This window comes from Staphylococcus sp. Ze2, from assembly GCF_048568365.1.
GTDB classification, from domain to species: Bacteria; Bacillota; Bacilli; order Staphylococcales; family Staphylococcaceae; genus Staphylococcus; species Staphylococcus xylosus.
The window spans coordinates 2,406,853-2,431,322 of sequence record NZ_CP183486.1 but is presented as its reverse complement, the minus strand read 5'-3'; the positions used below and the strand labels follow the sequence as shown (position 1 = coordinate 2,431,322).

General features: G+C 33.7%; 19 protein-coding genes and 1 tRNA gene. 19 read left to right on the top strand and 1 reads right to left on the bottom strand.

Annotation, left to right across the window (positions count from 1 at the left end; all coding sequences use genetic code 11):
* Positions 1 to 54: 54 nt before the first annotated feature.
* The 19 genes from fakB1 to whiA all read left to right on the top strand — a co-directional run bounded on the left by fakB1 (position 55) and on the right by whiA (position 23,779).
* On the top strand, positions 55 to 918 hold the full coding sequence (gene fakB1 / locus ACM591_RS11480) for a fatty acid kinase binding subunit FakB1 (protein ID WP_101103892.1): 864 nt from the start codon (positions 55 to 57) through the stop codon (positions 916 to 918).
* Positions 919 to 1,086: 168 nt separating this feature from the next.
* Positions 1,087 to 2,271 (top strand): DEAD/DEAH box helicase family protein, encoded by a 1,185-nt coding sequence (locus ACM591_RS11475; protein WP_260987848.1) that lies wholly within the window; start codon positions 1,087 to 1,089, stop codon positions 2,269 to 2,271.
* Positions 2,264 to 2,935 carry a ComF family protein gene (locus tag ACM591_RS11470; protein ID WP_326026799.1) on the top strand — a complete coding sequence of 224 codons (672 nt, stop codon included), beginning with the start codon at positions 2,264 to 2,266 and terminating at the stop codon, positions 2,933 to 2,935. The genes ACM591_RS11475 and ACM591_RS11470 overlap by 8 nt, the downstream gene beginning before the upstream one ends.
* 66 nt (positions 2,936 to 3,001) lie before the next feature.
* Entirely contained in the window at positions 3,002 to 3,568 is a 567-nt protein-coding gene (gene hpf / locus ACM591_RS11465; RefSeq protein WP_326026798.1) for a ribosome hibernation-promoting factor, HPF/YfiA family, read from the top strand.
* A gap of 285 nt (positions 3,569 to 3,853) precedes the next feature.
* The gene (secA, locus tag ACM591_RS11460) at positions 3,854 to 6,385 is read left to right on the top strand and encodes a preprotein translocase subunit SecA (RefSeq protein WP_029377673.1); all 2,532 of its coding nucleotides are present in this window, start codon (positions 3,854 to 3,856) and stop codon (positions 6,383 to 6,385) included.
* A gap of 220 nt (positions 6,386 to 6,605) precedes the next feature.
* A protein-coding gene (prfB, locus tag ACM591_RS11455) for a peptide chain release factor 2 (protein WP_099265805.1) occupies positions 6,606 to 7,722 on the top strand; the annotation gives its coding sequence in 2 pieces (ribosomal slippage) (positions 6,606 to 6,677 and positions 6,679 to 7,722; 1,116 coding nt in all).
* Positions 7,723 to 8,194: 472 nt separating this feature from the next.
* Entirely contained in the window at positions 8,195 to 9,145 is a 951-nt protein-coding gene (locus tag ACM591_RS11450; RefSeq protein WP_038678146.1) for a COG3942 and LysM peptidoglycan-binding domain-containing protein, read from the top strand.
* A gap of 315 nt (positions 9,146 to 9,460) precedes the next feature.
* Complete coding sequence (locus tag ACM591_RS11445; protein ID WP_029377670.1) at positions 9,461 to 10,102, top strand: YfbR-like 5'-deoxynucleotidase; 642 nt, start codon at positions 9,461 to 9,463, stop codon at positions 10,100 to 10,102.
* 5 nt (positions 10,103 to 10,107) lie between these two features.
* Positions 10,108 to 10,338 carry a CsbA family protein gene (locus ACM591_RS11440; RefSeq protein ID WP_017722498.1) on the top strand — a complete coding sequence of 77 codons (231 nt, stop codon included), beginning with the start codon at positions 10,108 to 10,110 and terminating at the stop codon, positions 10,336 to 10,338.
* A 324-nt stretch (positions 10,339 to 10,662) separates the two neighbouring features.
* A complete protein-coding gene (uvrB, locus tag ACM591_RS11435; protein WP_038678148.1) occupies positions 10,663 to 12,645 on the top strand; it encodes an excinuclease ABC subunit UvrB in 1,983 nt (660 codons plus the stop codon).
* A gap of 5 nt (positions 12,646 to 12,650) precedes the next feature.
* Positions 12,651 to 15,485 carry an excinuclease ABC subunit UvrA gene (gene uvrA / locus ACM591_RS11430; RefSeq protein WP_135059089.1) on the top strand — a complete coding sequence of 945 codons (2,835 nt, stop codon included), beginning with the start codon at positions 12,651 to 12,653 and terminating at the stop codon, positions 15,483 to 15,485.
* 306 nt (positions 15,486 to 15,791) lie between these two features.
* Positions 15,792 to 16,736, top strand: coding sequence for an HPr(Ser) kinase/phosphatase (hprK, locus tag ACM591_RS11425; RefSeq protein WP_042363085.1), 945 nt, complete (start codon positions 15,792 to 15,794; stop codon positions 16,734 to 16,736).
* Between the two features lie 3 nt (positions 16,737 to 16,739).
* Positions 16,740 to 17,576: a prolipoprotein diacylglyceryl transferase gene (gene lgt / locus ACM591_RS11420; protein ID WP_326026797.1), complete on the top strand. Its 837-nt coding sequence runs from the start codon at positions 16,740 to 16,742 to the stop codon at positions 17,574 to 17,576.
* Between the two features lie 9 nt (positions 17,577 to 17,585).
* Complete coding sequence (locus tag ACM591_RS11415) at positions 17,586 to 18,062, top strand: DapH/DapD/GlmU-related protein (RefSeq protein ID WP_029377665.1); 477 nt, start codon at positions 17,586 to 17,588, stop codon at positions 18,060 to 18,062.
* A gap of 21 nt (positions 18,063 to 18,083) precedes the next feature.
* Positions 18,084 to 19,520, top strand: coding sequence for a tetratricopeptide repeat protein (locus ACM591_RS11410; protein WP_069796705.1), 1,437 nt, complete (start codon positions 18,084 to 18,086; stop codon positions 19,518 to 19,520).
* Between the two features lie 64 nt (positions 19,521 to 19,584).
* Positions 19,585 to 20,529: a thioredoxin-disulfide reductase gene (gene trxB / locus ACM591_RS11405; RefSeq protein WP_029377663.1), complete on the top strand. Its 945-nt coding sequence runs from the start codon at positions 19,585 to 19,587 to the stop codon at positions 20,527 to 20,529.
* Between the two features lie 353 nt (positions 20,530 to 20,882).
* Entirely contained in the window at positions 20,883 to 21,809 is a 927-nt protein-coding gene (gene rapZ, locus ACM591_RS11400; RefSeq protein WP_029377662.1) for an RNase adapter RapZ, read from the top strand.
* The gene (locus tag ACM591_RS11395) at positions 21,796 to 22,800 is read left to right on the top strand and encodes a gluconeogenesis factor YvcK family protein (protein WP_029377661.1); all 1,005 of its coding nucleotides are present in this window, start codon (positions 21,796 to 21,798) and stop codon (positions 22,798 to 22,800) included. The genes rapZ and ACM591_RS11395 overlap by 14 nt, the downstream gene beginning before the upstream one ends.
* 34 nt (positions 22,801 to 22,834) lie before the next feature.
* A complete protein-coding gene (gene whiA / locus ACM591_RS11390; protein WP_029377660.1) occupies positions 22,835 to 23,779 on the top strand; it encodes a DNA-binding protein WhiA in 945 nt (314 codons plus the stop codon).
* Between the two features lie 472 nt (positions 23,780 to 24,251).
* Here the strand turns inward: whiA and ACM591_RS11385 are convergent.
* Positions 24,252 to 24,323, bottom strand: a tRNA-Arg gene (locus ACM591_RS11385).
* Between the last annotated feature and the right edge of the window lie 147 nt (positions 24,324 to 24,470).

The window sequence follows — 24,470 nt, the reverse complement described above, 5'->3', positions numbered from 1 at the left end:
CTTTTAAGCAAAAGTAAGGTATTATAGTTGTGAGTATAATTGAGGAGGATTATGATGAAAATCGCTGTCTTGACAGATTCAACGAGTTATCTATCTCAAACATTAATTGAAAAATATAATATAAAAGTAGCCCCATTAAGTGTCACTTTTGATTCTGGAGAAAATTTTGTTGAGAATGCAACAATATCAACGGATGAATTTTATAAACGCATGAAAACATCTGATACTATTCCAACAACTAGCCAACCCGCGATTGGAGATTTTTTGGAGAATTTCGAGCAACTACGTGAAGAAGGTTATACAGATATTATTTGTGTATTCTTATCTGGAGGTATTAGTGGTTGTTATCAAACAGCTACTCAAGCTGGAGAAATGGTAGAAGGTATCAATGTTCATACATTCGATTCAAAATTAGCTGCAATGGTTGAAGGTGCATATGTACTCAAGGCCATTGAAATGATTGAACAAGACTATGAACCACAAGCAATCATTGAAGAGTTATATGCGATGCGAGAAGATACTGGTGCGGTTTTAATGGTGGATGACTTAAAAAATCTGCAAAAAAGTGGACGAATCACAGGTGCACAAGCATGGATTGGTACAATGCTGAAAATGAAGCCAGTATTGAAATTTGAAGATGGTAAAATAGTACCTGACGAGAAAGTAAGAACAAAAAAACGCGCATTACGTAAAATGATTGATAAAGTTATTGCAGAAGTAAAAGATTTTGAAGAAGCAACATTATTTGTTATCGAGGGCGACATCGCGGAAGACTCAGATTGGATTCAACATGAGTTAGAAGAAAAATATGCGCAATATCCAGTCTATCGTTCTAGTTTCGGACCTGTAATCGCAGCTCATCTAGGCTCAGGTGGAATTGGATTAGGTTATGTAGGGCGTAATATTCGTACAAAATAATATTTTATAATAAAGACATGTTTGGCTTTGTTGCCACATGTCTTTATTTGGAGGTAAAGAGCGATAAAATACTATGGTAGATTAATTTTAGATAAATCACTTTTAACAAATGAAACGATAAGTCATGTATCAAAAGGTGTAATTATAAAAAAGAATAAGTGGTATTGTATGCAATGTCATACTAATCAACCAAGCCATTACTATAAATATTATTCAGAAGTTTTAAATAAGTATATTGTTTATTGTAGAAATTGTATTAATTTAGGAAGAATGGACAGTGTTCACTCTGTTTTCATCACAGCATCACAAAATTGCGTTTCGTCGGGCACATTTCAATTGCAATTTAACCTTTCGGAACAACAGAGCTATGCATCAAATGAAATTTTAGCTGCTACAAAGGCATTTCGTTCAAAGTTATTATATGCAGTGACAGGTGCAGGAAAGACGGAGATGATATTTGAAGCTATTCAATATGCACGTAGTCAAGGATTTAATGTTGCCGTTGTTTCTCCTAGAATGGATGTAGTTATCGAGGTGAGCATGAGAATTGCAGAAGCCTTTCAGCAAGAAGATATTGATGTTTTATACCAAGGGCATGGACAAAAATATAATGGACATTTCATCGTAGCAACAATAAATCAGTTATATCGTTTCAAAAGGCATTTTAATTTAATTATTGTTGATGAAGTAGATGCTTTTCCTTTAGACATAGACCCTTCTTTATTTGAAGCGGTTAAACACGCTTCAAATAAATATTGTTCTCATATTTATATGACTGCTACGCCATCGAAAAACTTACTCCAAAGATTGAATTATATTGATGTGATTGTCTTACCTGCACGTTTTCATAGACACTCCCTTCCGATACCTCATTTTAAATACTTCAACTTAAAACCTCACCAAATACAAAGGAAACTATTTAGTATTTTAAGAAAGCAAATTACTAATCAACGTTATACACTCGTATTTTTTAACAATATTCAATTAATGAAAGAAACTTATAACCAATACAAAACTCGGTTCAAGTCAATAACTTATGTGCACAGTGATGATGTTTATCGCTTGGAAAAAGTAAAAGACTTAAGAAATGGAAAGTATCATATTGTGTTTACGACTACAATATTAGAACGCGGTTTTACGATGGCTAATTTAGACGTTATAGTGTGCAACAGTAATAACTTTTCAACCAATGCATTGATTCAAATAGCTGGGAGAGTTGGACGCAAGAGAGAAGACCCCAGTGGACTTGTTTTGTTTTTGCATGAAGGTATCACATTTAAAATGTTACAGGCACGTAAAAACATTAAACGTATGAATCAATTGGCTCGTGAAAAAGGGTGGATAGATGACTAAATGTATACAGTGCCAAACAATATATATTGAACAGTTTAATGCTAAAACATTCTATAAAAAAGCGTCAAAGTTCTGTGATAGTTGTTTAGGTCTGTGGGAAAAGGCTAAGCTGTCATCAGAAAATCGGTGCCAGCGATGTTTGAAACGATTAGATATAAATGAAACAGCTTGCTTAGACTGTAAGTTTTTGGCGTCAAAATTTAAACTAATGCATCAACTTTACTGTAATTACCAATATCAAGGTATTGTAAAACAGTTATTACATGAATATAAATTTATGAAAGATGTGGCACTTGCTGAAGTATTAGCAGCACAAATGCAACTGCCTAAAATGAAATACGATTATGTCATACCTATACCGTCATCGAGAGAAAGAGATCAGGCACGTACATTTAATCCTGTGACGTGTGTCTTAGATCATATGAATGTAGCGTATGAATCTCTATTAATAGCAAAAGTGAGACCGAAACAATCCGTATTAAATAAATTACATCGTGCGGAGCTGACCAATCCATTTGAAATTGTGCGAAACATAGATTTGGAAAACAAAAATGTTTTACTTGTAGATGATATATATACTACAGGATTAACAGTTCATAATGCGTTAGCAACACTACTTATTAGAAAAATCAGAAAATTCGATGTGTTTACGTTTGCACGATAACATAAAAGTGGTATTATAAGAGTAAGCAATATTACCAATATAGAGGTTTTAAAGGAGTCGATTATTATGATCAGATTTGAAATTCACGGGGAGAACCTCACTATTACTGATGCGATTCGCAACTATATTGAGGAGAAAATTGGTAAACTAGAACGTTATTTTAACGATGTGCCAAATGCAACTGCACACGTTAAAGTAAAAACGTACCAAAACTCAGCTACTAAAATAGAAGTAACTATTCCATTGAAAAATGTTACTTTACGAGCTGAAGAACGTAATGATGACTTTTATGCAGGCATTGATTTAATTAATAGCAAACTAGAAAGACAAGTTAGAAAATACAAAACACGCGTAAATCGTAGAAATAGAAACCGTGGTGAGCAAGAAGCATTTGCATCACTACCAGAAGAAAATGAAGCAGTAGAAATTCAAAATGACGATTCTGAAAATGAAATCGAAATTATTCGTGCTAAAAATTTCAGCTTGAAACCAATGGATTCAGAAGAAGCAGTATTACAAATGGACCTATTAGGACATGATTTCTTCATTTTTACAGATCGTGAAACAGATGGAACAAGCATTGTTTACAAAAGAAAAGATGGTAAATATGGGCTAATTGAAACAACTGAATAACATTTTAATTTAGTTTCATATTAAATAACAGTAGCGTTCATGATTGTGTTAAATCGTGGACGCTCATTTTTTGCTATGTTACTATAAAATAATTTGAAAGTTATACATGAAATTGTGTATATTTTTAGTGAACAGGGTTTCGAAGACGAATTAAAAAATAACTAAGTTTATGTTTGATGTCACAATCAACATATATATTGAAGTCTATAAGTGTAAATTTAAGCTTATTAATGATAATATAAGTTGTTGTAAGCTAAGAGTTATTAAGCTAAAGGAGCGAACAAAATGGGTTTTTTATCAAAAATTGCAGATGGCAATAAAAAAGAAATAAAACGCCTTGGTAAATTAGCCGACAAAGTCCTTGCATTAGAAGAGGATATGTCGATATTAACTGATGAAGAAATTAAAGGGAAAACAAAAGCATTTCAAGAACAATTACAAGCTGAAGAAGATATAAAAAAACAAAATAAAATACTAGATGATATTTTACCAGAAGCTTTTGCAATCGTACGAGAAGGTTCAAAACGCGTGTTCAACATGATTCCATACAAAGTACAAGTTATGGGTGGTATCGCAATTCATGGTGGCGATATTTCAGAAATGAGAACTGGTGAAGGTAAAACATTAACAGCAACGATGCCAGTTTATCTAAATGCTTTAACAGGGCGTGGCGTACACGTAATTACGGTCAATGAATACTTATCTAGTGTTCAAAGCCAAGAAATGGCTGAATTATATGAGTTTCTTGGATTATCTGTTGGCTTAAATTTAAATAGTAAGACAACAAATGAAAAGAGAGAAGCCTATGCATGTGATATTACGTATAGTACAAACAATGAGCTAGGTTTTGACTACTTACGTGATAACATGGTGAATTATGCAGAAGAGCGTGTTATGAGACCGTTAAACTTTGCTATTATTGATGAGGTTGACTCTATCTTAATCGATGAAGCACGTACACCATTAATAATTTCAGGTGAAGCAGAGAAATCTACTTCCCTTTATACACAAGCAAATGTTTTCGCAAAAATGCTAAAAAGTGAAGATGACTATAACTTTGATGAGAAAACAAAAGCAGTTCAATTAACAGAACAAGGTATCGATAAAGCTGAACGTATGTTTAAAATTGATAACCTATATGATGTGAAAAACGTCGATATTATTAGTCACATTAATACTGCATTACGCGCTCATGTAACATTACAACGAGATGTAGATTACATGGTCAATGACGGCGAGGTGCTTATTGTCGATCAGTTTACAGGTCGTACAATGCCGGGACGTCGATTCTCTGAAGGGCTACATCAAGCTATTGAAGCCAAAGAAGGCGTAAAAATTCAAAATGAATCTAAGACAATGGCATCTATTACATTCCAAAACTATTTTAGAATGTATAATAAATTATCAGGTATGACGGGTACTGCAAAAACGGAAGAAGAAGAGTTTAGAAATATATACAACATGACTGTGACTCAAATACCTACAAATAAACCGATTCAACGTATAGATAAACCCGATTTGATATACATTAGTCAAAAAGGTAAGTTCGATGCAGTAGTTGAAGATGTTATTGAAAAGCATAAGCAAGGTCAGCCTGTACTTTTAGGTACCGTGGCAGTGGAGACCAGTGAGTACATCTCTAACTTATTGAAGAAAAATGGCGTACGTCATGATGTATTAAATGCTAAAAATCACGAACGTGAAGCAGATATTGTTGCCAATGCTGGCCAACGTGGCGCTGTTACGATTGCTACGAATATGGCAGGTCGTGGTACAGATATTAAACTAGGTGAAGGCGTTGAAGAAATAGGTGGACTCGCAGTGATTGGTACGGAAAGACACGAATCTCGTCGTATCGATGACCAATTACGTGGTCGTTCTGGTCGTCAAGGTGATAAAGGTGATAGTCGTTTCTATTTATCACTTCAAGATGAATTGATGGTGCGTTTCGGCTCAGAGCGTTTACAAAATATGATGAATCGCTTAGGTATGGATGATTCTACACCAATTGAGTCTAAGATGGTTTCACGTGCAGTGGAATCTGCACAAAAACGTGTTGAGGGTAATAACTTCGATGCGCGTAAACGTGTTCTTGAATTTGATGATGTATTACGCAAGCAACGTGAAATTATTTATAGTGAGCGTAATAATATTATTGATAGTGATACAAGTGGTGGTTTAGTCGATCAAATGCTTCATTCAACATTAGAGAGAAGTGTTCACTATCATGTGAATGAAGAAGTAGACGAACCTGATTATGAACCATTCATTAATTATGTCGATGATGTATTTTTAAATGAAGGCGACTTAAAAGTTGAAGACATTAAAGGGAAAGATAAAGAAGACATTATTGAAATCGTTTGGAATAAAGTTGAAGTAGCGTTAAAAGACCAAAAAGAGAAAATTGGTACGCAATTTGACGAATTTGAACGTATGATACTACTACGTTCTATTGATACACATTGGACTGACCATATCGATACGATGGATCAACTTAGACAAGGTATACATTTACGTTCTTATGGACAACAAAATCCGTTGCGTGATTATCAAAATGAAGGTCATCAATTGTTTGATACAATGATGGAAAATATTGAAGAAGACGTAAGTAAATATATTCTTAAATCAGTTGTATCAGTTGAAGATGATGTAGAAAGAGACAAAGCTACTGACTTTGGTAAAGCTGAACACGTTTCTGCAGAAGATGGCAAAGAAAAAGCTAAATCGTCACCATATGTTAAAGATGAACATATTGGTAGAAATGACCCTTGCCCTTGTGGTAGTGGTAAGAAATATAAAAACTGTCACGGTGCGTAACACATGTGATTATAAATTAAACCGGGAGCTTTGATAGTCGTATCATTAACTTCCGGTTTTATTTTTGTTCTACAACATTACAGGTAAACGGAGGAGATTAAGTGTAAAGTTGAAATGTTAACCGCGAGTTATGTAGAATAGTGATATTGGATAAAATAAATAAGATGAATAAGTATGTTTTGTAAGTACTTCATTTAAATGATAATAGGAGAGATGCAAAATGGAATTATCAGAAATCAAGCGAAATATTGATGCTTATAGAGAAAGATTAGAACAACTTAGGGGGTCTCTTTGACTTAGAAGAAAAAGAGACGAATATTAAGGAATTCGAAGAGATGATGACAGATCCTACTTTTTGGGATAATCAAGATAAAGCGCAAGAGGTAATTGATAAGAACAATGCTTTGAAATCAATTGTGAATGCTTATAGATCACTTGAATCAACTCTGGAAGACATGGACACCACAAGAGCATTACTATTAGAAGAAAATGATGACACAATGAAACAAGAATTGGAAGAAGACGTTCATACGTTTGAAAGCCAGTTAGATAACTTCGAGTTACAATTATTGTTAGATGGTCCATATGACACGAACGATGCAATTATGGAGTTACATCCAGGTGCAGGTGGTACCGAATCACAAGATTGGACTAACATGTTATTAAGAATGTACCAGCGTTACTGTGAGCAAAAAGGGTTTAAGGTAGAAATTGCTGATTATTTACCTGGAGATGAGGCTGGAGTTAAAAGTGTAACGATAATCGTAAAAGGTCATAATGCTTATGGTTATTTAAAAGCTGAAAAGGGAGTGCACCGACTTGTTAGAATTTCTCCATTTGATTCTTCAGGTCGTAGACATACATCATTTGCATCATGTGATGTAATCCCACAATTTAATAATACCGAGATAGCAATTGAAGTTAATCAAGATGATATTACAATTGATACTTTTAGAGCATCAGGTGCAGGTGGACAACACATCAATAAAACTGAATCAGCTATCCGAATAACTCACCATCCAACTGGTATAGTTGTAAATAACCAAAACGAACGTTCTCAAATTAAAAACAGAGAAGCTGCTATGAAGACTTTGAAATCTAAGTTATATCAATTAAAAATTGAAGAACAAGAACAAGAAATGGCAGAAATTAGAGGAGAACAAAAAGATATAGGCTGGGGTAGTCAAATAAGATCTTATGTATTCCACCCATATGCCATGGTTAAAGATCATCGTACTAATGCTGAAACTGGTAAGGTTGATGCGGTTATGGATGGAGACATTAGTTCGTTTATAGAAGCATATTTACGCAGTCAGATGGACCATAGTGAAAAATAAGCATGAATGTAATTAAATATATGATATAAAGTAGCAAGCTGAAGCTTACTATGTATAGAGGGGATGTGATAGCGATTAAATTTAACATGTTGATTGCTATTTCATCCCTTATTTTTTTGGATTTTTTAGTGAATGTTAAGAAAAGATATGCGAACTTTAACAAATGGATAGGCAGTCTATTCGTTAAATAGAGTGAAAATATATAATTATATATTTTAATGTCTTTAAAACTTTAATAGTTGGATGTAAAATGCATTTTTTAATATTACATAGTCTGATACTCGCAGAATAATAATCTTTATTCAAACATAGTTTTATCAAGGGATTAGACGAGAATTAAACGATATAAAATTATTCGTTAAAATTGAAAATTGACTGTTGTATTACAGTATAATAACAAACACATATGGCTATGGAGGATATGCTATATTATTCTTGATTAAAATTAAGAAAGTAAAGGATGAAATATGTAATGAAGAAAGGCTTAACATTTTCTATAACTACGGCAGCAATGTTTTTTGGTATAAATGGTATAGCATCAGCAGACCAAATCCATACAGTAAAGGAAAATGCTAAATTAACAGATATAGCTCAAGCATTTGCAACATCAACTAATGAAATTCAAAATTTAAATCAAATAGATGATAGAGAATATGTACAAGCAGGGGAAAGATTAGTATTACCAGACAATGATATTGTAGAAGTAAAAGGTGGTGATTCCGTTCAAAGTATTGCAACTGCACATCAACTGACAGTTGAGCAACTTAACCAGTTGAACCCAAATATAGGCGAAATCATATATCCTGGTCAGCTTATCGCAGTTTCTGAAAAAGGTTCAGCACATTTAAACAATCAATTACAGCAAATGTTTAATGAGCAAATCCAAGGACAAAGCAATACCTCTAATAGTAATTACAATGAAGCAATTAGTGAACAGTCAATACCACATCGTGCTACAACATCAACTAACGTGACGTCTGTGGTACCGCAAACCTGGTCAAATGTTAACACACAAGATGCAGGTGGAGATAATCAACATGTGTATGTCGATGGTAATGCGGAAGACACAAAACACTATAGCCCAGTACAACAAGCTTCAAATGGCAATAACTATTACACATGGGGACAGTGTACATATTACGCTTTCGATAGACGCCAGCAATTAGGAAAATCAGTTGGTAATTTATGGGGAAATGCGAATAATTGGGCTTCAGCAGCTCGCCAAAATGGATATCAAGTAAACCACACGCCAGAAGTTGGCGCTATTTTCCAAAGTAATGCTGGTAGCTATGGTCATGTAGGTGTAGTGGAACGTAAAAATTCAGATGGATCGATTCTTGTGTCAGAAATGAACTGGCAAGGAGTAGGACAAAAATCCTATAGAACGGTACATAACACAGGACAATATAATTACATTCATTAGCTAATACTATAGCTTTCAGTTGGATTGAGAATAAATAGGTTGATATCTTCTTTTGTGACATAATGAGTAGAATCACGAACAATATTTATATAATAAAATTAAGGCTGAAGAAGTGACTAACTAACCTGAAAGTTGTGTTTAAGGGAGTGGGACAATGATTTCATTGTCTCACTCCTTTATTATATTAATTAAAGAAGTGTGTTTATAATACAAATAAATAATTATTTTTAAGGATATTGGTAAGACATTTTATTTGTTGAGTGATATTATAAAAACAAGTATAATGATTCATTAAATAAACTAGGAGGCGATGTCATGGGAGTACATCAATATTTTAAACGCTTGTCTGATTTAGAAAAATTAATTAGATTGCCAGGTAAATTTAAGTATTTCGAGCATAACGTCGCTGCCCACTCATTCAAAGTGACTAAAATAGCTCAATATTTAGGTACAGTTGAAGAGTATCATGGGAATGAAGTGGATTGGAAAAGCTTATATGAAAAGGCATTAAACCACGATTTTGCAGAAATATTTACAGGAGATATCAAAACACCTGTAAAGTATGCTAGTGGAGAATTAAAGAAATTATTCTCACAAGTAGAAGAGGAAATGGTGGATCATTTTATAAATGAAGAGATTCCAGAACCATATCAAGCTATCTATAGAGAAAGGCTACAAGAAGGTAAGGACGATTCTTTAGAAGGCCAATTACTTTCGGTAGCCGATAAAATAGATTTATTGTATGAAACATTTGGAGAAATTCAAAAACGTAATCCAGAACAACTATTCTTTGAAATATATGAAATGTCATTAGAGACAATCATGCAATTTGATCACCTTAGCTCAGTTCAGGATTTCATAGAAAATATCATCCCTGAAATGCTAACGGAAAAGTTCATTCCAAAATCTGAATTACGAGAAACAACCATGGCTATTCTAAATAATAGGAATGGGTGAATTGAATGATTTGGTATGCGCTTGCGGCCTTTTTTCCTTGTATATTTGTTGTGTTGTTTAGTGTATTAACGAGAAGTAAATGGGTAGGAACAATTCTGACATTAGTTATTATAGGTGCATCTGTACAAAAAGGATTCTTCCATAGTGAATGGATTATTTTTATAGATGTAGTGTCTATGTTGGCAGGATATCTCATTATTGATCAATTAGAATTGCACAAAAAAGAAGACGATTGAAAAAGTAAGTGTTGAGCAACCTAATTGCTATAATTTAATAATCGCTTTATAATTATATGGCTTAAGATAATCAAGAATATGATTATAATGTTAATTTATGCAAACATGGTAGAGTGACTATGTTTGTTTTTTTATTTATATAGAACAAGTTTAATTAAAACGAACAAATGTTTGCTTTCGTGTTTGCTAATCTGTTAAAATATGTATCGAGTATAAACACCTTCGGAAAATATTACGCCAAAAAATAATATATATATAGCCCAATAAAAAGATTTTAAATAGGTTCTAAGCGTTAGAAATGATATAGGAGGTAGGGATTATAATATGGAACATTATCCGTTTGAACTGCATTCTGATTTTGAGCCTCGAGGTGATCAACCAGAAGCCATTAAAAAAATTGTGAATGGTGTCAATGAAGGAAAAAGACATCAAACGTTACTTGGAGCTACAGGTACAGGTAAAACTTTTACAATGAGTAACGTTATTAAGCAAGTGGGTAAACCTACGTTAATTATCGCGCACAATAAAACTCTTGCAGGTCAATTATATAGCGAATTTAAAGAGTTTTTCCCTGAAAATAGAGTGGAATATTTTGTCAGCTATTATGATTATTATCAACCAGAAGCTTATGTGCCATCGACTGATACTTTTATAGAAAAAGATGCCTCAATTAATGATGAAATAGATCAATTACGACACTCAGCAACTAGTGCATTATTTGAAAGAGATGACGTTATTATCATAGCAAGTGTCAGCTGTATTTATGGTCTGGGTAATCCTGAAGAATACCGTGATTTAGTCGTAAGTGTTCGTGTTGGCATGGAAATGGACAGAAGCGAATTACTGAGAAAATTGGTTGACGTGCAATATACAAGAAATGATATTGATTTTAAACGTGGTACGTTCCGCGTTAGAGGCGATGTAGTGGAAATCTTCCCAGCCTCAAGAGAAGAAATGTGTATAAGAGTAGAATTTTTTGGTGATGAAATAGATCGCATTCGTGAAGTTAACTACTTAACGGGCGAAGTATTAAGAGAACGAGACCATTTTGCTATTTTCCCAGCCTCACACTTCGTAACACGTGAAGAAAAAATGAAATTAGCTATCCAAAGAATTGAAAATGAATTAGAAGCACGTTTGACTGAATTACGTTCTGAAAATAAATTGTTAGAAGCACAGCGCTTAGAACAGCGGACGAACTATGATTTAGAAATGATGAGAGAAATGGGTTTTTGTTCAGGCATAGAAAACTATTCCGTTCATCTAACTTTAAGACCAACAGGTTCAACTCCATATACGCTTCTAGATTACTTTGGTGATGATTGGTTAGTGATGATTGATGAGTCACATGTTACATTACCGCAAATTAGAGGGATGTATAATGGGGATCGCGCTCGTAAACAAGTACTGGTAGACCATGGTTTCCGTTTACCAAGTGCTTTAGATAATAGACCATTAAAATTTGAAGAATTTGAAGAGAAGACCAAACAATTAGTCTATGTATCTGCTACACCAGGTCCATTTGAATTAGAACATACAGATGAGATGGTACAGCAAATTATTCGACCAACAGGTTTATTGGATCCTAAGATTGAAGTTCGACCAACTGAAAATCAAATTGATGATTTAATTGGAGAAATTCAAGATCGTATTGATCGAAACGAACGTGTGCTAGTAACTACTTTAACTAAAAAAATGAGTGAAGATTTAACTACTTATTTGAAAGAAGCAGGAATAAAAGTTAACTACCTACACTCAGAAATTAAAACATTAGAACGAATTGAAATTATTCGTGACTTGAGAATGGGCACATATGATGTCATAGTCGGAATTAATTTATTAAGAGAGGGTATTGATATACCAGAAGTATCTCTCGTAGTGATATTAGATGCAGATAAAGAAGGATTCTTGCGTTCACAAAGATCACTTGTTCAAACGATTGGACGTGCTGCACGTAATAGTCGTGGTGAAGTTATTATGTATGGTGATAAGATTACAGATTCTATGCGTTATGCGTTGGACGAAACGGAAAGACGCCGCACAATCCAAGAAACATATAACGAAAAATATAACATTACGCCTACGACTATCAATAAGAAAATACATGATGTGATTAGTGCTACTGTCGATAACGATGAAACTAATGAGCGACAACAAACGGAAGTTCCTAAGAAGATGACGAAAAAAGAACGCGAAAAAACAATTGCAAATATAGAAAAAGAAATGAAAAAAGCGGCGAAAGATTTAGATTTCGAAAAAGCTACAGAGCTTAGGGATATGTTATTTGAATTAAAAGCAGAAGGGTGACACAAATGAAACAACCATCCATTGTAGTAAAAGGGGCACGTGCCCATAATTTAAAAGATGTTGATATAGAAATACCTAAAGATAAACTTATAGTTATGACTGGACTTTCAGGTTCAGGTAAATCATCTTTAGCATTTGATACAATATATGCCGAAGGACAGCGTAGATATGTTGAATCATTAAGTGCATATGCAAGACAATTTTTAGGTCAAATGGATAAACCAGACGTAGACACGATAGAAGGCTTATCTCCAGCTATTTCAATAGATCAAAAAACGACGAGTAAAAACCCAAGATCTACTGTTGCAACCGTAACAGAAATTTACGATTATATAAGATTGCTCTATGCACGTATAGGGAGACCATTCTGCCCTAATCATGGCATTGAAATAGAATCACAAACAGTCCAACAAATGGTTGATCAAGTCATAAAATTAGAAGAACGTACTAAGATTCAAATTCTCGCGCCAGTGATTACACATAGAAAAGGTGCTCATGAGAAATTAATTGATGACATTAGTAAAAAGGGGTATGTGCGTGTCAGAGTAGATGGTGAAATAACTGATGTAAATGAAGTGCCTGCATTAGATAAAAATAAAAACCACACTATTGAAGTAGTCATTGACCGTTTAGTAGTTAAAGAAGATATTGAAGCACGTTTGGCAGACTCTATCGAAACAGCGTTGCAACTTTCTGAAGGTAGTCTCATTGTAGATATCATTGACGGCGAAGAATTAAAATTCTCAGAAAATCATGCTTGTCCTATTTGTGGTTTCTCAATTGGTGAATTAGAACCACGTATGTTTAGTTTTAATAGTCCATTTGGCGCGTGCCCAACTTGTGATGGCTTAGGCCAAAAACTTACTGTTGATTTAGATTTAGTAGTTCCTGATGCTGGCAAAACGTTAAACGAAGGTGCTATTGTTGCTTGGGAATCATCTAGTTCTGATTATTATCCAACTTTATTAAAACGTGTTTGCGAAGTGTTTAAAATAAATATGGACAAACCATTTAAAAAGCTTACAGACCGACAAAAAGATATCATTTTATATGGTTCAAAAGGTAAAGAAATTGAATTTACATTCACACAACGTAATGGCCAAACTCGCAAACGTACAATGGAGTTTGAAGGTGTAACCAATAATATAAATAGAAGATATCATGATTCACCATCTGAATTGGTAAGAGAAATGATGAGCAAATACATGACTGAATTGCCATGTGAAACTTGTCACGGTAAACGTTTAAGTCGTGAAGCGCTATCGGTTTATATTGCAGGAAATAACATTGGTGATGTCGTTGAACAATCTATTAAGGAAGCGTTGCATAGCTATGAACATATAGAATTATCTGAACAAGATAGAAAAATTGCGAACCAAATCTTAAAAGAAATCAATTCAAGGTTAGAATTCTTATATAATGTTGGACTAGAGTATTTAACATTGAATCGTGCGTCTGGTTCGCTATCTGGTGGTGAGGCACAACGTATTCGACTTGCGACTCAGATTGGTTCAAGACTTTCAGGTGTGCTTTATGTCTTAGATGAACCTTCTATCGGATTACATCAACGAGACAATGATCGGTTAATTAATACGTTAAAAGAAATGCGTGATTTAGGTAACACTTTAATTGTTGTTGAACATGATGACGATACAATGCGCGCAGCAGACTTCTTAGTTGATGTTGGTCCAGGGGCCGGCGAACACGGTGGAGAAATTGTTGCGAGTGGAACACCGAAACAGGTAATGAATAATAAGAAATCATTAACAGGCCAATATTTAAGTGGTCAAAAACGTATTGAAGTACCAGAAGCGCGTAGACAGGTTACAGATCGCAAAATTAGTGTGAAAGGTGCGAGAAGTAATAACTTGAAAGGCATAGATGTTGATTTTCCACTTTCAACAATGACTGTGGTCACAGGCGTTTCAGGTTCTGGTAAAAGTACATTAGTGAATGAGGTGCTTTACAAATCATTAGCTAAACATATCAACAAATCTAAAATAAAACCTGGTGATTACGATGAAATTCAAGGCATAGATCAATTAGATCGTATCATTGACATTGACCAATCTCCAATTGGCCGAACGCCAAGATCTAATCCAGCTACTTACACAGGGGTTTTTGATAATATTCGAGATATCTTTGCACAGACTAATGAAGCGAAAGTTAGAGGTTATACGAAAGGTCGTTTTAGTTTCAATGTTAAAGGCGGTCGTTGTGAAGCATGTAAAGGCGACGGTATTATAAAAATAGAGATGCATTTCTTACCTGATGTATATGTACCTTGTGAAGTGTGTGGTGGTTCTAGATATAACCGTGAAACACTAGAAGTGACATACAAAGGAAAAAATATTGCTGATATTTTAGCCATGACTGCTGAAGAAGCTACGATGTTCTTTGAAAACGTACCTAAAATTCATCGCAAATTGAAAACGTTAGTAGATGTTGGTTTAGGTTATGTAACTTTAGGCCAGCCTGCTACAACTTTATCCGGTGGTGAAGCGCAGCGTGTTAAACTTGCTTCAGAATTGCATAAACGATCTACAGGTCGATCAATCTATATATTAGATGAGCCTACAACTGGTTTACATGTGGACGATATTAGTCGTTTGTTAAAAGTGTTAAATAAACTTGTAGAGAATGGTGACACTGTAGTTATTATTGAACATAATCTAGATGTGATTAAAATGGCTGACCATATCATAGACTTAGGACCTGAAGGTGGCGATGGTGGTGGTACACTGGTTGCTACTGGTACGCCTGAAGCAATTACAGAAGTTGAAGAGAGTTATACAGGTCGATATTTAAAACCAGTATTAGCACGTGATACGGTTAAATAAAAAACACGATTTAATACTGAGCAACCAATCGTATTAAATCATATAAAATGAGACTCCTTATACCAAACACGAAATAGTGTCAGATATAAGGAGTCTTTTTCTGTATTTTGTTATGAAAAATACATAATCGTTAGATGAAGGAACTATAAATTGAAGATATCATTTATAATTAATTAGACAGTGATATGATTAAAAAGATGAATTAATTATTGATCTTCTACACTTTTTAATATGGATTATCAATTCTTTTTGATATGATAATAACTATACTATAAAAGTCGGAGAAATATTGATAGAGGTGAACCAATGTTAACTACAAAAAGTTTAGTAGAACGCTTCGAACTCGAGATGATTGCAGGTGAAGCAGGACTAAATAAACAAATTAAAAACACTGATATTTCAAGACCTGGATTGGAAATGGCGGGGTATTTTTCTCACTATGCTTCAGACCGTATCCAATTATTAGGTACTACGGAATTATCTTTTTATAATTTATTGCCAGATGAAGAACGTAAAGGACGCATGAGAAAATTATGCCGACCAGAAACACCGGCAATTATTGTGACGAGAGATTTAGAACCACCAGAGGAATTAATTGAAGCTGCTAAAGAACATGAAACGCCATTAATAACTTCTAAAATTGCTACTACACAATTAATGAGCCGATTGACCACGTTTTTAGAACATGAACTAGCTAGGACAACGTCACTTCACGGTGTGCTAGTAGATGTGTACGGCGTAGGTGTACTAATAACTGGTGATTCTGGTATAGGTAAAAGTGAAACAGCCTTAGAATTAATTAAAAGAGGTCATAGACTTGTAGCAGATGATAACGTTGAAATTAGAGAGATAAGTAAAGATGAATTAATTGGTAGAGCACCAAAATTAATAGAACATTTACTAGAAATTAGAGGTCTGGGCATTATCAATGTTATGACGTTATTTGGCGCTGGATCGATACTAACAGAAAAAAGATTGCGCTTGAATATTCATTTAGAAAACTGGCACAAAGAGAAATTATATGATCGTGTAGGATTAAATGAAGAAACATTACGCATCTTAGATACAGAAATCACGAAGAAAACAATACCAGTAAGACCTGGTCGTAACGTAGCAGTAATCATTGAAGTAGCAGCAATGAATTACAGACTAAATATTATGGGTATTAATACAGCTGAAGAATTTAATGATCGTTTAAACGCAGAAATTTTACGCAATGGTAATAACGGTAATAATGGTGAGGAGAAATAAGCAATGTTGACATTAAACTATATCGATCCTATTGCATTTGAACTAGGACCGATTTCAGTCCGATGGTACGGTATTATCATTGCGGCTGGTATCCTATTAGGCTATTTTATAGCACAAGCTAGCGTGAAAAAGATTGGCTATGACCAAGACACGCTAGTTGATATTATTTTTTGGAGTGCAATATTTGGCTTTATTGTAGCAAGAATTTATTTTGTTATTTTTCAATGGCCATACTACATACAAAATCCAATTGAGATACCAATGATATGGCATGGTGGTATTGCGATACACGGCGGTTTAATTGGAGGATTTGTCACCGGCATTATTATTTGTAAACAAAAGAATATTAATCCCTTTCAAATCGGCGATGTCATTGCACCTAGTATGATTCTTGGTCAAGGTATTGGAAGATGGGGAAATTTCATGAATCACGAAGCTCATGGCGGACCAATTTCAAGATCTGTACTTGAAAACTTACATATACCCAATTTTATTATTGATAATATGTACATTGATGGTAAATATTATCAACCAACGTTTTTATACGAATCTGTATGGGATATTTTAGGTTTTGTTATATTAATTTTATTAAGAAAACATCTGCGTGTTGGTGATACGTTCTGCCTTTACTTAATTTGGTATTCTATTGGTAGATTTTTCGTGGAAGGCATGCGCACGGACAGCTTAATGTTAACAAGTGATATTCGTGTAGCACAGTTAATGTCTATTATCTTAATTCTAATTGGTGTTATCATAATGATTATTAGAAGAGTGAAATATCGTTCGCCACGTTATAAAGATGTTGGTCCGTTAACATGGCCAAATCCAAAAGTGAAGTGATAAAATAACATGCGGAATTTAAAAAGACAGAAGTCACATGGCAAAAACCCTTTGTGGCATATGTATCATTACGTCAGGATAGTAAAAATTTTCAAGCAGACAGTGATTATTGAAATTTGTCGCTATTTACCTATAGTGAAGCTAAAGCATTGGATATATCGTAAATTTTTGAAAATGAACATCGGTGCAGAAACCGCATTTGCGTTTAAAGTCGTTCCGGATTTACTTTATCCAGAATATATTACGATAGGTAAAAATTGTGTCATTGGATATAATACAACTATTTTGACGCACGAATTTCTAGTGGATGAGTTTAAAACAGGACCTGTCCATATCGGAGACAATACTTTAATAGGAGCAAACGTAACTATTTTGCCTGGCGTTACGATAGGAAATAACGTCAAAGTAGGTGCGGGTGCCGTCGTATCTAAAGATATACCAGATAATACACTGGCTTATGGGAATCCCATACAAATTAAAAATTAAAAACATAGGAGGTGATCATGGATGGCGCATAACGACAATGTAATACCGATGAAGTTTGATAGTCAGTTTTATAAAAAATTAGGTGATCAAAAATTTCGCCAACAAGATTATAAAAAGGCTGCAGAACATTTTAAAAAAGTGCTTGAAATGTCACCTCAAGATTTTGATACAAAAGTAAAATATTCTGAATGTCTAGTAAATATAGGGCTAGGTAATAAGGCAGAACATCTTTTTTATGAAAGTATAGCGCAAGATGAACTTGTAGAAGAAAGTTATTTTCAGCTTAGCCAACTCAATATTACGATGAATGAAGCTAATAAAGCATTCTTATTTGGAATTAACTATATTACAATGTCCGACGATGAAGATTATAGAGATGAACTTGAAGAGATGTTTGAAGTATCCTACCATTCTGCTGAAAAAATTGAAACAGAAAGTCAACTATTCGCCATACAACTCATTTTTCAATATTTATTTTCCCAAGGTCGTTTACCAGAAGCAAGAAATTTTATTTTAAATCAAAATGATGACATACAAGCACATCGCGTCGTACGTAATTTATTGGCAATGTGTTATTTATATTTAAATGAATATGATACGGCAAAAGAGATGTTTGAACGCTTATTGAGTGAAGATAATAGTGATGTACATGCCTTATGTCATTATACATTATTACTCTATAATACGAATGATAAAGAAAAATATCAGCGATACTTAAATATATTAGGAAAAGTTATGCCAATGAATGATGACGAATCGTTTAAATTAGGAATCGTTCTATGTTATTTAAGGCAATATGAAGCATCGCAAAAGATATTACACCCCTTATATAGAAGAGGGAAATTCCTATCTATACAAATGTATAATGCGCTCAGCTATAATAATTACTATTTAGGGAATTTGGAGGATAGTAAATATTTTTGGACCAAATTACAAGAGATTACTCAAGTAGACGTTGGCCATGCCCCGTGGGTGATAGAAGAAAGTAAAGCTTACTTTGATCAACAAATTCTACCATTACTATTAAATGAAGATAGTCACCATAGATTGTATGGTATTTTTTTACTTAATCAATTAAAAGGACGCGAAGTGCTATTGACCCAAGAAATTTGGGGTGTATTAGAATCTATGAATGATTATGAAAAATTATATTTAACATACCTTATACAAGATTTAAAATTAAATAAGTTAGATTTTATTCATAGAGGTTTGTTAATGCTTTATAATGTAGAATCATTGAAAAATAATGAAGAGTTATTTATTATATGGATTGATCAAGCGGAAGCAATTATTTCTGAAAAGGTAGATTTAAACAATGTCGATAACTATGTAGCAGCATTTGTATACATGTATTTTCGAAATACCGATATTAAAGTTACGAAACAACAAGTATTAGAATGGTTTAATATCTCAGCGTATCGCTTGAATAAAACAATCGATTATTTAGTGAGCATATAAGTTTATAAAAAGCAAGAAATCATATATACTTCGCATAATGAATTATTAAATAGGAGGCAATTTAATGGCTGAACAAGTGGATTTTGATATTGCAATTATCGGTGCAGGTCCAGCAGGTATGACTGCTGCAGTTTACGCATCTCGTGCAAATTTAAGCACAGTAATGATTGAACGTGGCATGCCTGGCGGTCAAATGGCAAATACAGAAGAAGTTGAAAACTTCCCAGGATTTGAAATGGTAACAGGTCCAGACTTATCTACAAAAATGTTTGAACACGCGAAAAAATTTGGTGCAAAATATCAATATGGTGATATTAAATCAATCGAAGATAAAGGATCTTATAAAGAAATCAATCTTGGTAATAGCGTAATTACAGCGCATGCAGTTATCATTTCAACTGGTGCAGAATATAAAAAAATTGGAGTGCCAGGTGAACAAGAACTTGGTGGTCGTGGAGTAAGTTACTGTGCGGTTTGTGATGGCGCATTCTTCAAAGGTAAAAAATTATTTGTTATCGGCGGCGGAGATTCAGCTGTTGAAGAAGGTACATTCCTTACAAAATTTGCTGATAGTGTCACAATCGTTCATCGTAGAGATGAATTACGTGCACAAAAAATACTTCAAGATCGTGCATTTAAAAATGACAAAATTGATTTTATCTGGAGTCACACGTTAAAAACAATTAATGAAAAAGACGGAAAAGTTGGCTCTATCACATTAGAATCAACTAAAGATGGCGCAGAACAAACATTAGATGCAGATGGTGTATTTGTTTATATTGGTATGAAACCATTAACAATACCTTTCCAAGATTTAGGTATTACTAACGAAGTTGGTTATATCTTAACTAATGAAGATATGAGTACTAATATTCCTGGTATTTATGCAGCAGGTGACGTTCGTGAAAAAGGCTTACGTCAAATCGTAACAGCAACAGGTGATGGAAGTATTGCAGCTCAAAGTGCAATTGCGTATATCGAACACCTTAAAGATACTATTGAAGCATAATTAAAAAACAAACTGAGTCAATCAGAATTAATCAATGTAACACGGTTATATAGTTATTGCTAGAATGTTAAACTTACGCTAGATTGTAAGTGAACACATTCTAGCTTTTTTTACATAAAGAATTATATGAGCGGCAATGTAGTCATGATTAATATTTTTAAAATCAAAATCATTGAATACTAATAGCACTATAGTGAAAAATGCTTAGACTACTACCTTAGACCTTTTTCATGTAAAATAGTTTATGATACTATTAGCTATAAACGAGTCACTTTAAGGAACGAACATAATAGTCGCTCAATATAACGATTTAACAATAATTATGATAAATTAACAACGGATGGTGTGAAAAGATGCAACCGGAAGAAAAAGATATAGTGAAAAGTGAATTATTAGTTGTTACAGGTTTGTCAGGTGCTGGAAAGTCTGTAGTTATACAGAGCTTAGAAGACATTGGATATTTTTGCGTAGATAATTTACCACCAATTCTTTTGCCGAAATTTGTCGAACTTATGAGACAAGGTAATCCTTCCCTACAAAAAGTAGCAATCGCAATAGATTTAAGAGGTAAAGAATTATTTAAATCGCTTGTTAAAGAAATAGATTTAATCAAAGGAGATTCAGATGTCATCGTCGATATGATGTTTTTAGAAGCATCTAATGAAAGACTGATTTCTAGATATAAAGAAACACGTCGTGCGCATCCTTTGAATGAAAGAGGGCAGCGCTCATTGATTGAATCTATTGAAGATGAACGCGAACTATTGACTGAGATTAAGAGTTTGGCAAACTATACGATTGATACTTCACAAATGAAACCGAAAGAATTGCGCAAACGTATTGGTGACTATTTCAATCAAAGTAACTATCAAACTTTTAATATCAATGTAACTAGTTTTGGTTTTAAACATGGTATACAAATGGACGCTGACTTAGTGTTTGATGTCAGGTTTTTACCAAATCCACACTATGTTGATGATTTGAGACCATTAACTGGTGAAGATGAACCAGTCTATAAATATGTTATGAAATGGAAAGAAACTGAAACTTTTTATGAAAAATTAATGGATTTATTAAAATTTATGATACCAGGTTACAAAAAAGAAGGTAAATCTCAACTTGTTATTGCCATTGGATGTACTGGTGGGCAACATCGTTCTGTCGCATTAGCCAAAAGAATCGGAGCAGAACTCAAAGAGAGTTTTGACTATAATGTTTATGTGCATCATAGAGATGCGCATGTCGAAAGTGGCGTGAAACATAAAGATGAGAAGAATTAAACTTGTACTTATAGGTGGAGGTACAGGTTTATCCGTTTTAGCACGTGGTTTAAAAGGTTATCCCATAGATATTACGACAATTGTTACGGTTGCTGATGACGGGGGTAGTACTGGAAAGATAAGAAGTGAAATGGATATACCTGCTCCAGGGGATATACGAAATGTAATTTCAGCATTAAGTGAAACTGAATCAACAATAGAGCAACTATTTCAATATCGATTCAAAGAAAATCAAGTTGAAGGGCATTCTTTAGGGAATTTATTGATTGCTGCACTTACAAATATTAATAATGATTTTGGACATGCAGTTAAAGAATTGAGTAAAATACTAAATATTAGAGGCAGTGTCATTCCTTCAACTAATACCAGTGTAAGATTAAATGCGGTGATGGAAGATGGAGAAATTGTCTATGGTGAATCTAAAATACCTAAAAAGAATAAAAAGATAGAACGTGTATTTTTAGAGCCTGAAGACGTAGAACCAATGGAAGAAGCTGTAGAAGCTATTGAAGAAGCGGATTTAATTGTATTAGGTCCAGGTTCGTTATATACGAGTGTTATATCTAATCTTTGCGTTAAAGGTATCTCTGAATCATTACTTAAAGTTGATGTACCTAAACTATATGTATCGAACGTTATGACTCAACCTGGGGAAACAAATCATTACACAGCGCTTGATCACGTTACAGCAATACATGATCATATAGGTAATAATTGTATTAGCTATGCTATTTGTAGCACGCAACCATTTCATGGTGATGTAGTCGAACGTTATAGAGAAGATAATGCTGAGCCTGTAAAATGTGATATAGCTGAAATGGAAGCCAAAGGTATTAAAGTTTTTACACATCCAAATTTGGTTGAAGTTTCCACTGAAAATTATGTGCGACATAATACTGAAGTTCTTTCGAAAATGATATATGAAATTGCTATGCAAGAAACAGAGACAATAGAATTTACACGCGATAAAGAAAATGATGAAAAGTATTAAGTGAGACTATAAAGTTAAGAAGGGACTGATTGTAATGAGCTTTGCATCCGATATGAAGAATGAACTAACAAGAATAGAAGTGGATGAAAAGAATGCAAAAGCAGAGCTCAGTGCCCTTATTCGAATGAATGGTGCACTCAGTCTATCCAATCAACAATTTGTTATCAATGTACAAACTGAAAATGCTACGACAGCTAGACGTATCTATTCATTAATCAAAAAGGTATTTAATGTTGAAGTGGAATTACTAGTAAGAAAAAAAATGAAGCTTAAAAAGAATAATATATACATTTGTCGCATTAAAGCACGTGCAAGAGAAATTTTAGATGAATTAGGTATTTTAAAAAATGGTGTTTTCACGCATGAAATTGATCAAGGCATGATTTATGAAGACGAAATGAAAAGAAGTTATTTGAGAGGGGCTTTTCTTGCTGGTGGTTCGGTGAATAATCCAGAAACATCTTCTTATCATCTTGAAGTCTTTTCGTTGTATGAAGATCATTCTGAAGGTATCACACAATTGATGAATGAATATGAATTAAACGCCAAGCATCTTGAACGTAAAAAAGGAAGTATTGCATATTTAAAAGAAGCGGAAAAGATCTCAGACTTTCTTAGTTTAATTGGTGGTTTCCAAGCATTATTAAAATTCGAAGATGTGCGTATCGTACGTGATATGAGAAATTCTGTAAATAGGCTTGTTAATTGTGAAACGGCAAATTTAAATAAAACAGTAAGTGCTGCAATGAAGCATGTAGAAAGTATACAACTCATTGATAAAGAAATAGGATTAGACAACTTACCTGATAGATTACGTGAAATCGCAAAATTAAGAATAGAACATCAAGAAGTTTCGCTAAAAGAACTTGGTGAAATGATGTCTACTGGAAAGATATCTAAATCTGGTGTAAACCATCGTTTACGTAAATTAAATGAAATGGCCGATAAGATACGAAGCGGAGAATCAATAGAGTTGTAAATTAGCACTGCAATTGCTTAATTTACTGAATCTGAACTTTTTCTATATATCAGAAGTCATTTCAATTATCGACACCTTGTATAGGTGTCTTTTTGTTATAATCTTAAGGTTAATTCTAAGGTTGAATCGTGTCGAAATTTGATTAAGTAGTTTAGAAAATAAAAAGGGCATAGTGTTAGTAATCCATAACGTACGAGAAGTTTTAAGTAGAACTTTTATTGATATGAGTTAATTAATTGGAACCGAAGCTATAGAAATATTAATTGTACAATTGTCGATTGGAAGATTAGCTAAGTCCAAAGAATTAGCAACTGTTGTTCTATGCCTGTGATCTCCATGGGAAAATTATATGACTGGTCAATCAAGATTAGTAGACCCTATCTTTGTAATTTAATACGTAGTAAAATTAGAAAGATATAAAAAAGAGACTCCATAGCTATGGAATCTCTTTTGGTATGTATATAATTATAAGTCCCCTCGAAGGGAATCGAACCCCTATCTTAAGAACCGGAATCTTACGTGTTATCCATTACACTACGAGGGGATAAAAAACACATTAATCTAAGTGTACAAATCTAAATGCCATCGGTCAATAAGAATAATTTAACTTTCATAAAAAAATTGAGCGTTATTTTTTGACCATGTTTGACTTTTGAGTTAAAATAAGTTTATCAATTAGAAATAAGGAGGC

Coding starts and splice junctions, on each gene's coding strand:
- ACM591_RS11395 (WP_029377661.1), top strand. CDS start 21,796: ATGAGAAGAATTAAACTTGTACTTATAGGTGGAGGTACAGGTTTATCC.
- ACM591_RS11450 (WP_038678146.1), top strand. CDS start 8,195: ATGAAGAAAGGCTTAACATTTTCTATAACTACGGCAGCAATGTTTTTT.
- ACM591_RS11410 (WP_069796705.1), top strand. CDS start 18,084: ATGGCGCATAACGACAATGTAATACCGATGAAGTTTGATAGTCAGTTT.
- trxB (WP_029377663.1), top strand. CDS start 19,585: ATGGCTGAACAAGTGGATTTTGATATTGCAATTATCGGTGCAGGTCCA.
- hprK (WP_042363085.1), top strand. CDS start 15,792: ATGTTAACTACAAAAAGTTTAGTAGAACGCTTCGAACTCGAGATGATT.
- secA (WP_029377673.1), top strand. CDS start 3,854: ATGGGTTTTTTATCAAAAATTGCAGATGGCAATAAAAAAGAAATAAAA.
- ACM591_RS11470 (WP_326026799.1), top strand. CDS start 2,264: ATGACTAAATGTATACAGTGCCAAACAATATATATTGAACAGTTTAAT.
- uvrA (WP_135059089.1), top strand. CDS start 12,651: ATGAAACAACCATCCATTGTAGTAAAAGGGGCACGTGCCCATAATTTA.
- ACM591_RS11415 (WP_029377665.1), top strand. CDS start 17,586: ATGCGGAATTTAAAAAGACAGAAGTCACATGGCAAAAACCCTTTGTGG.
- uvrB (WP_038678148.1), top strand. CDS start 10,663: ATGGAACATTATCCGTTTGAACTGCATTCTGATTTTGAGCCTCGAGGT.
- rapZ (WP_029377662.1), top strand. CDS start 20,883: ATGCAACCGGAAGAAAAAGATATAGTGAAAAGTGAATTATTAGTTGTT.
- whiA (WP_029377660.1), top strand. CDS start 22,835: ATGAGCTTTGCATCCGATATGAAGAATGAACTAACAAGAATAGAAGTG.
- lgt (WP_326026797.1), top strand. CDS start 16,740: ATGTTGACATTAAACTATATCGATCCTATTGCATTTGAACTAGGACCG.
- fakB1 (WP_101103892.1), top strand. CDS start 55: ATGAAAATCGCTGTCTTGACAGATTCAACGAGTTATCTATCTCAAACA.
- ACM591_RS11440 (WP_017722498.1), top strand. CDS start 10,108: ATGATTTGGTATGCGCTTGCGGCCTTTTTTCCTTGTATATTTGTTGTG.
- hpf (WP_326026798.1), top strand. CDS start 3,002: ATGATCAGATTTGAAATTCACGGGGAGAACCTCACTATTACTGATGCG.
- ACM591_RS11445 (WP_029377670.1), top strand. CDS start 9,461: ATGGGAGTACATCAATATTTTAAACGCTTGTCTGATTTAGAAAAATTA.
- ACM591_RS11475 (WP_260987848.1), top strand. CDS start 1,087: ATGCAATGTCATACTAATCAACCAAGCCATTACTATAAATATTATTCA.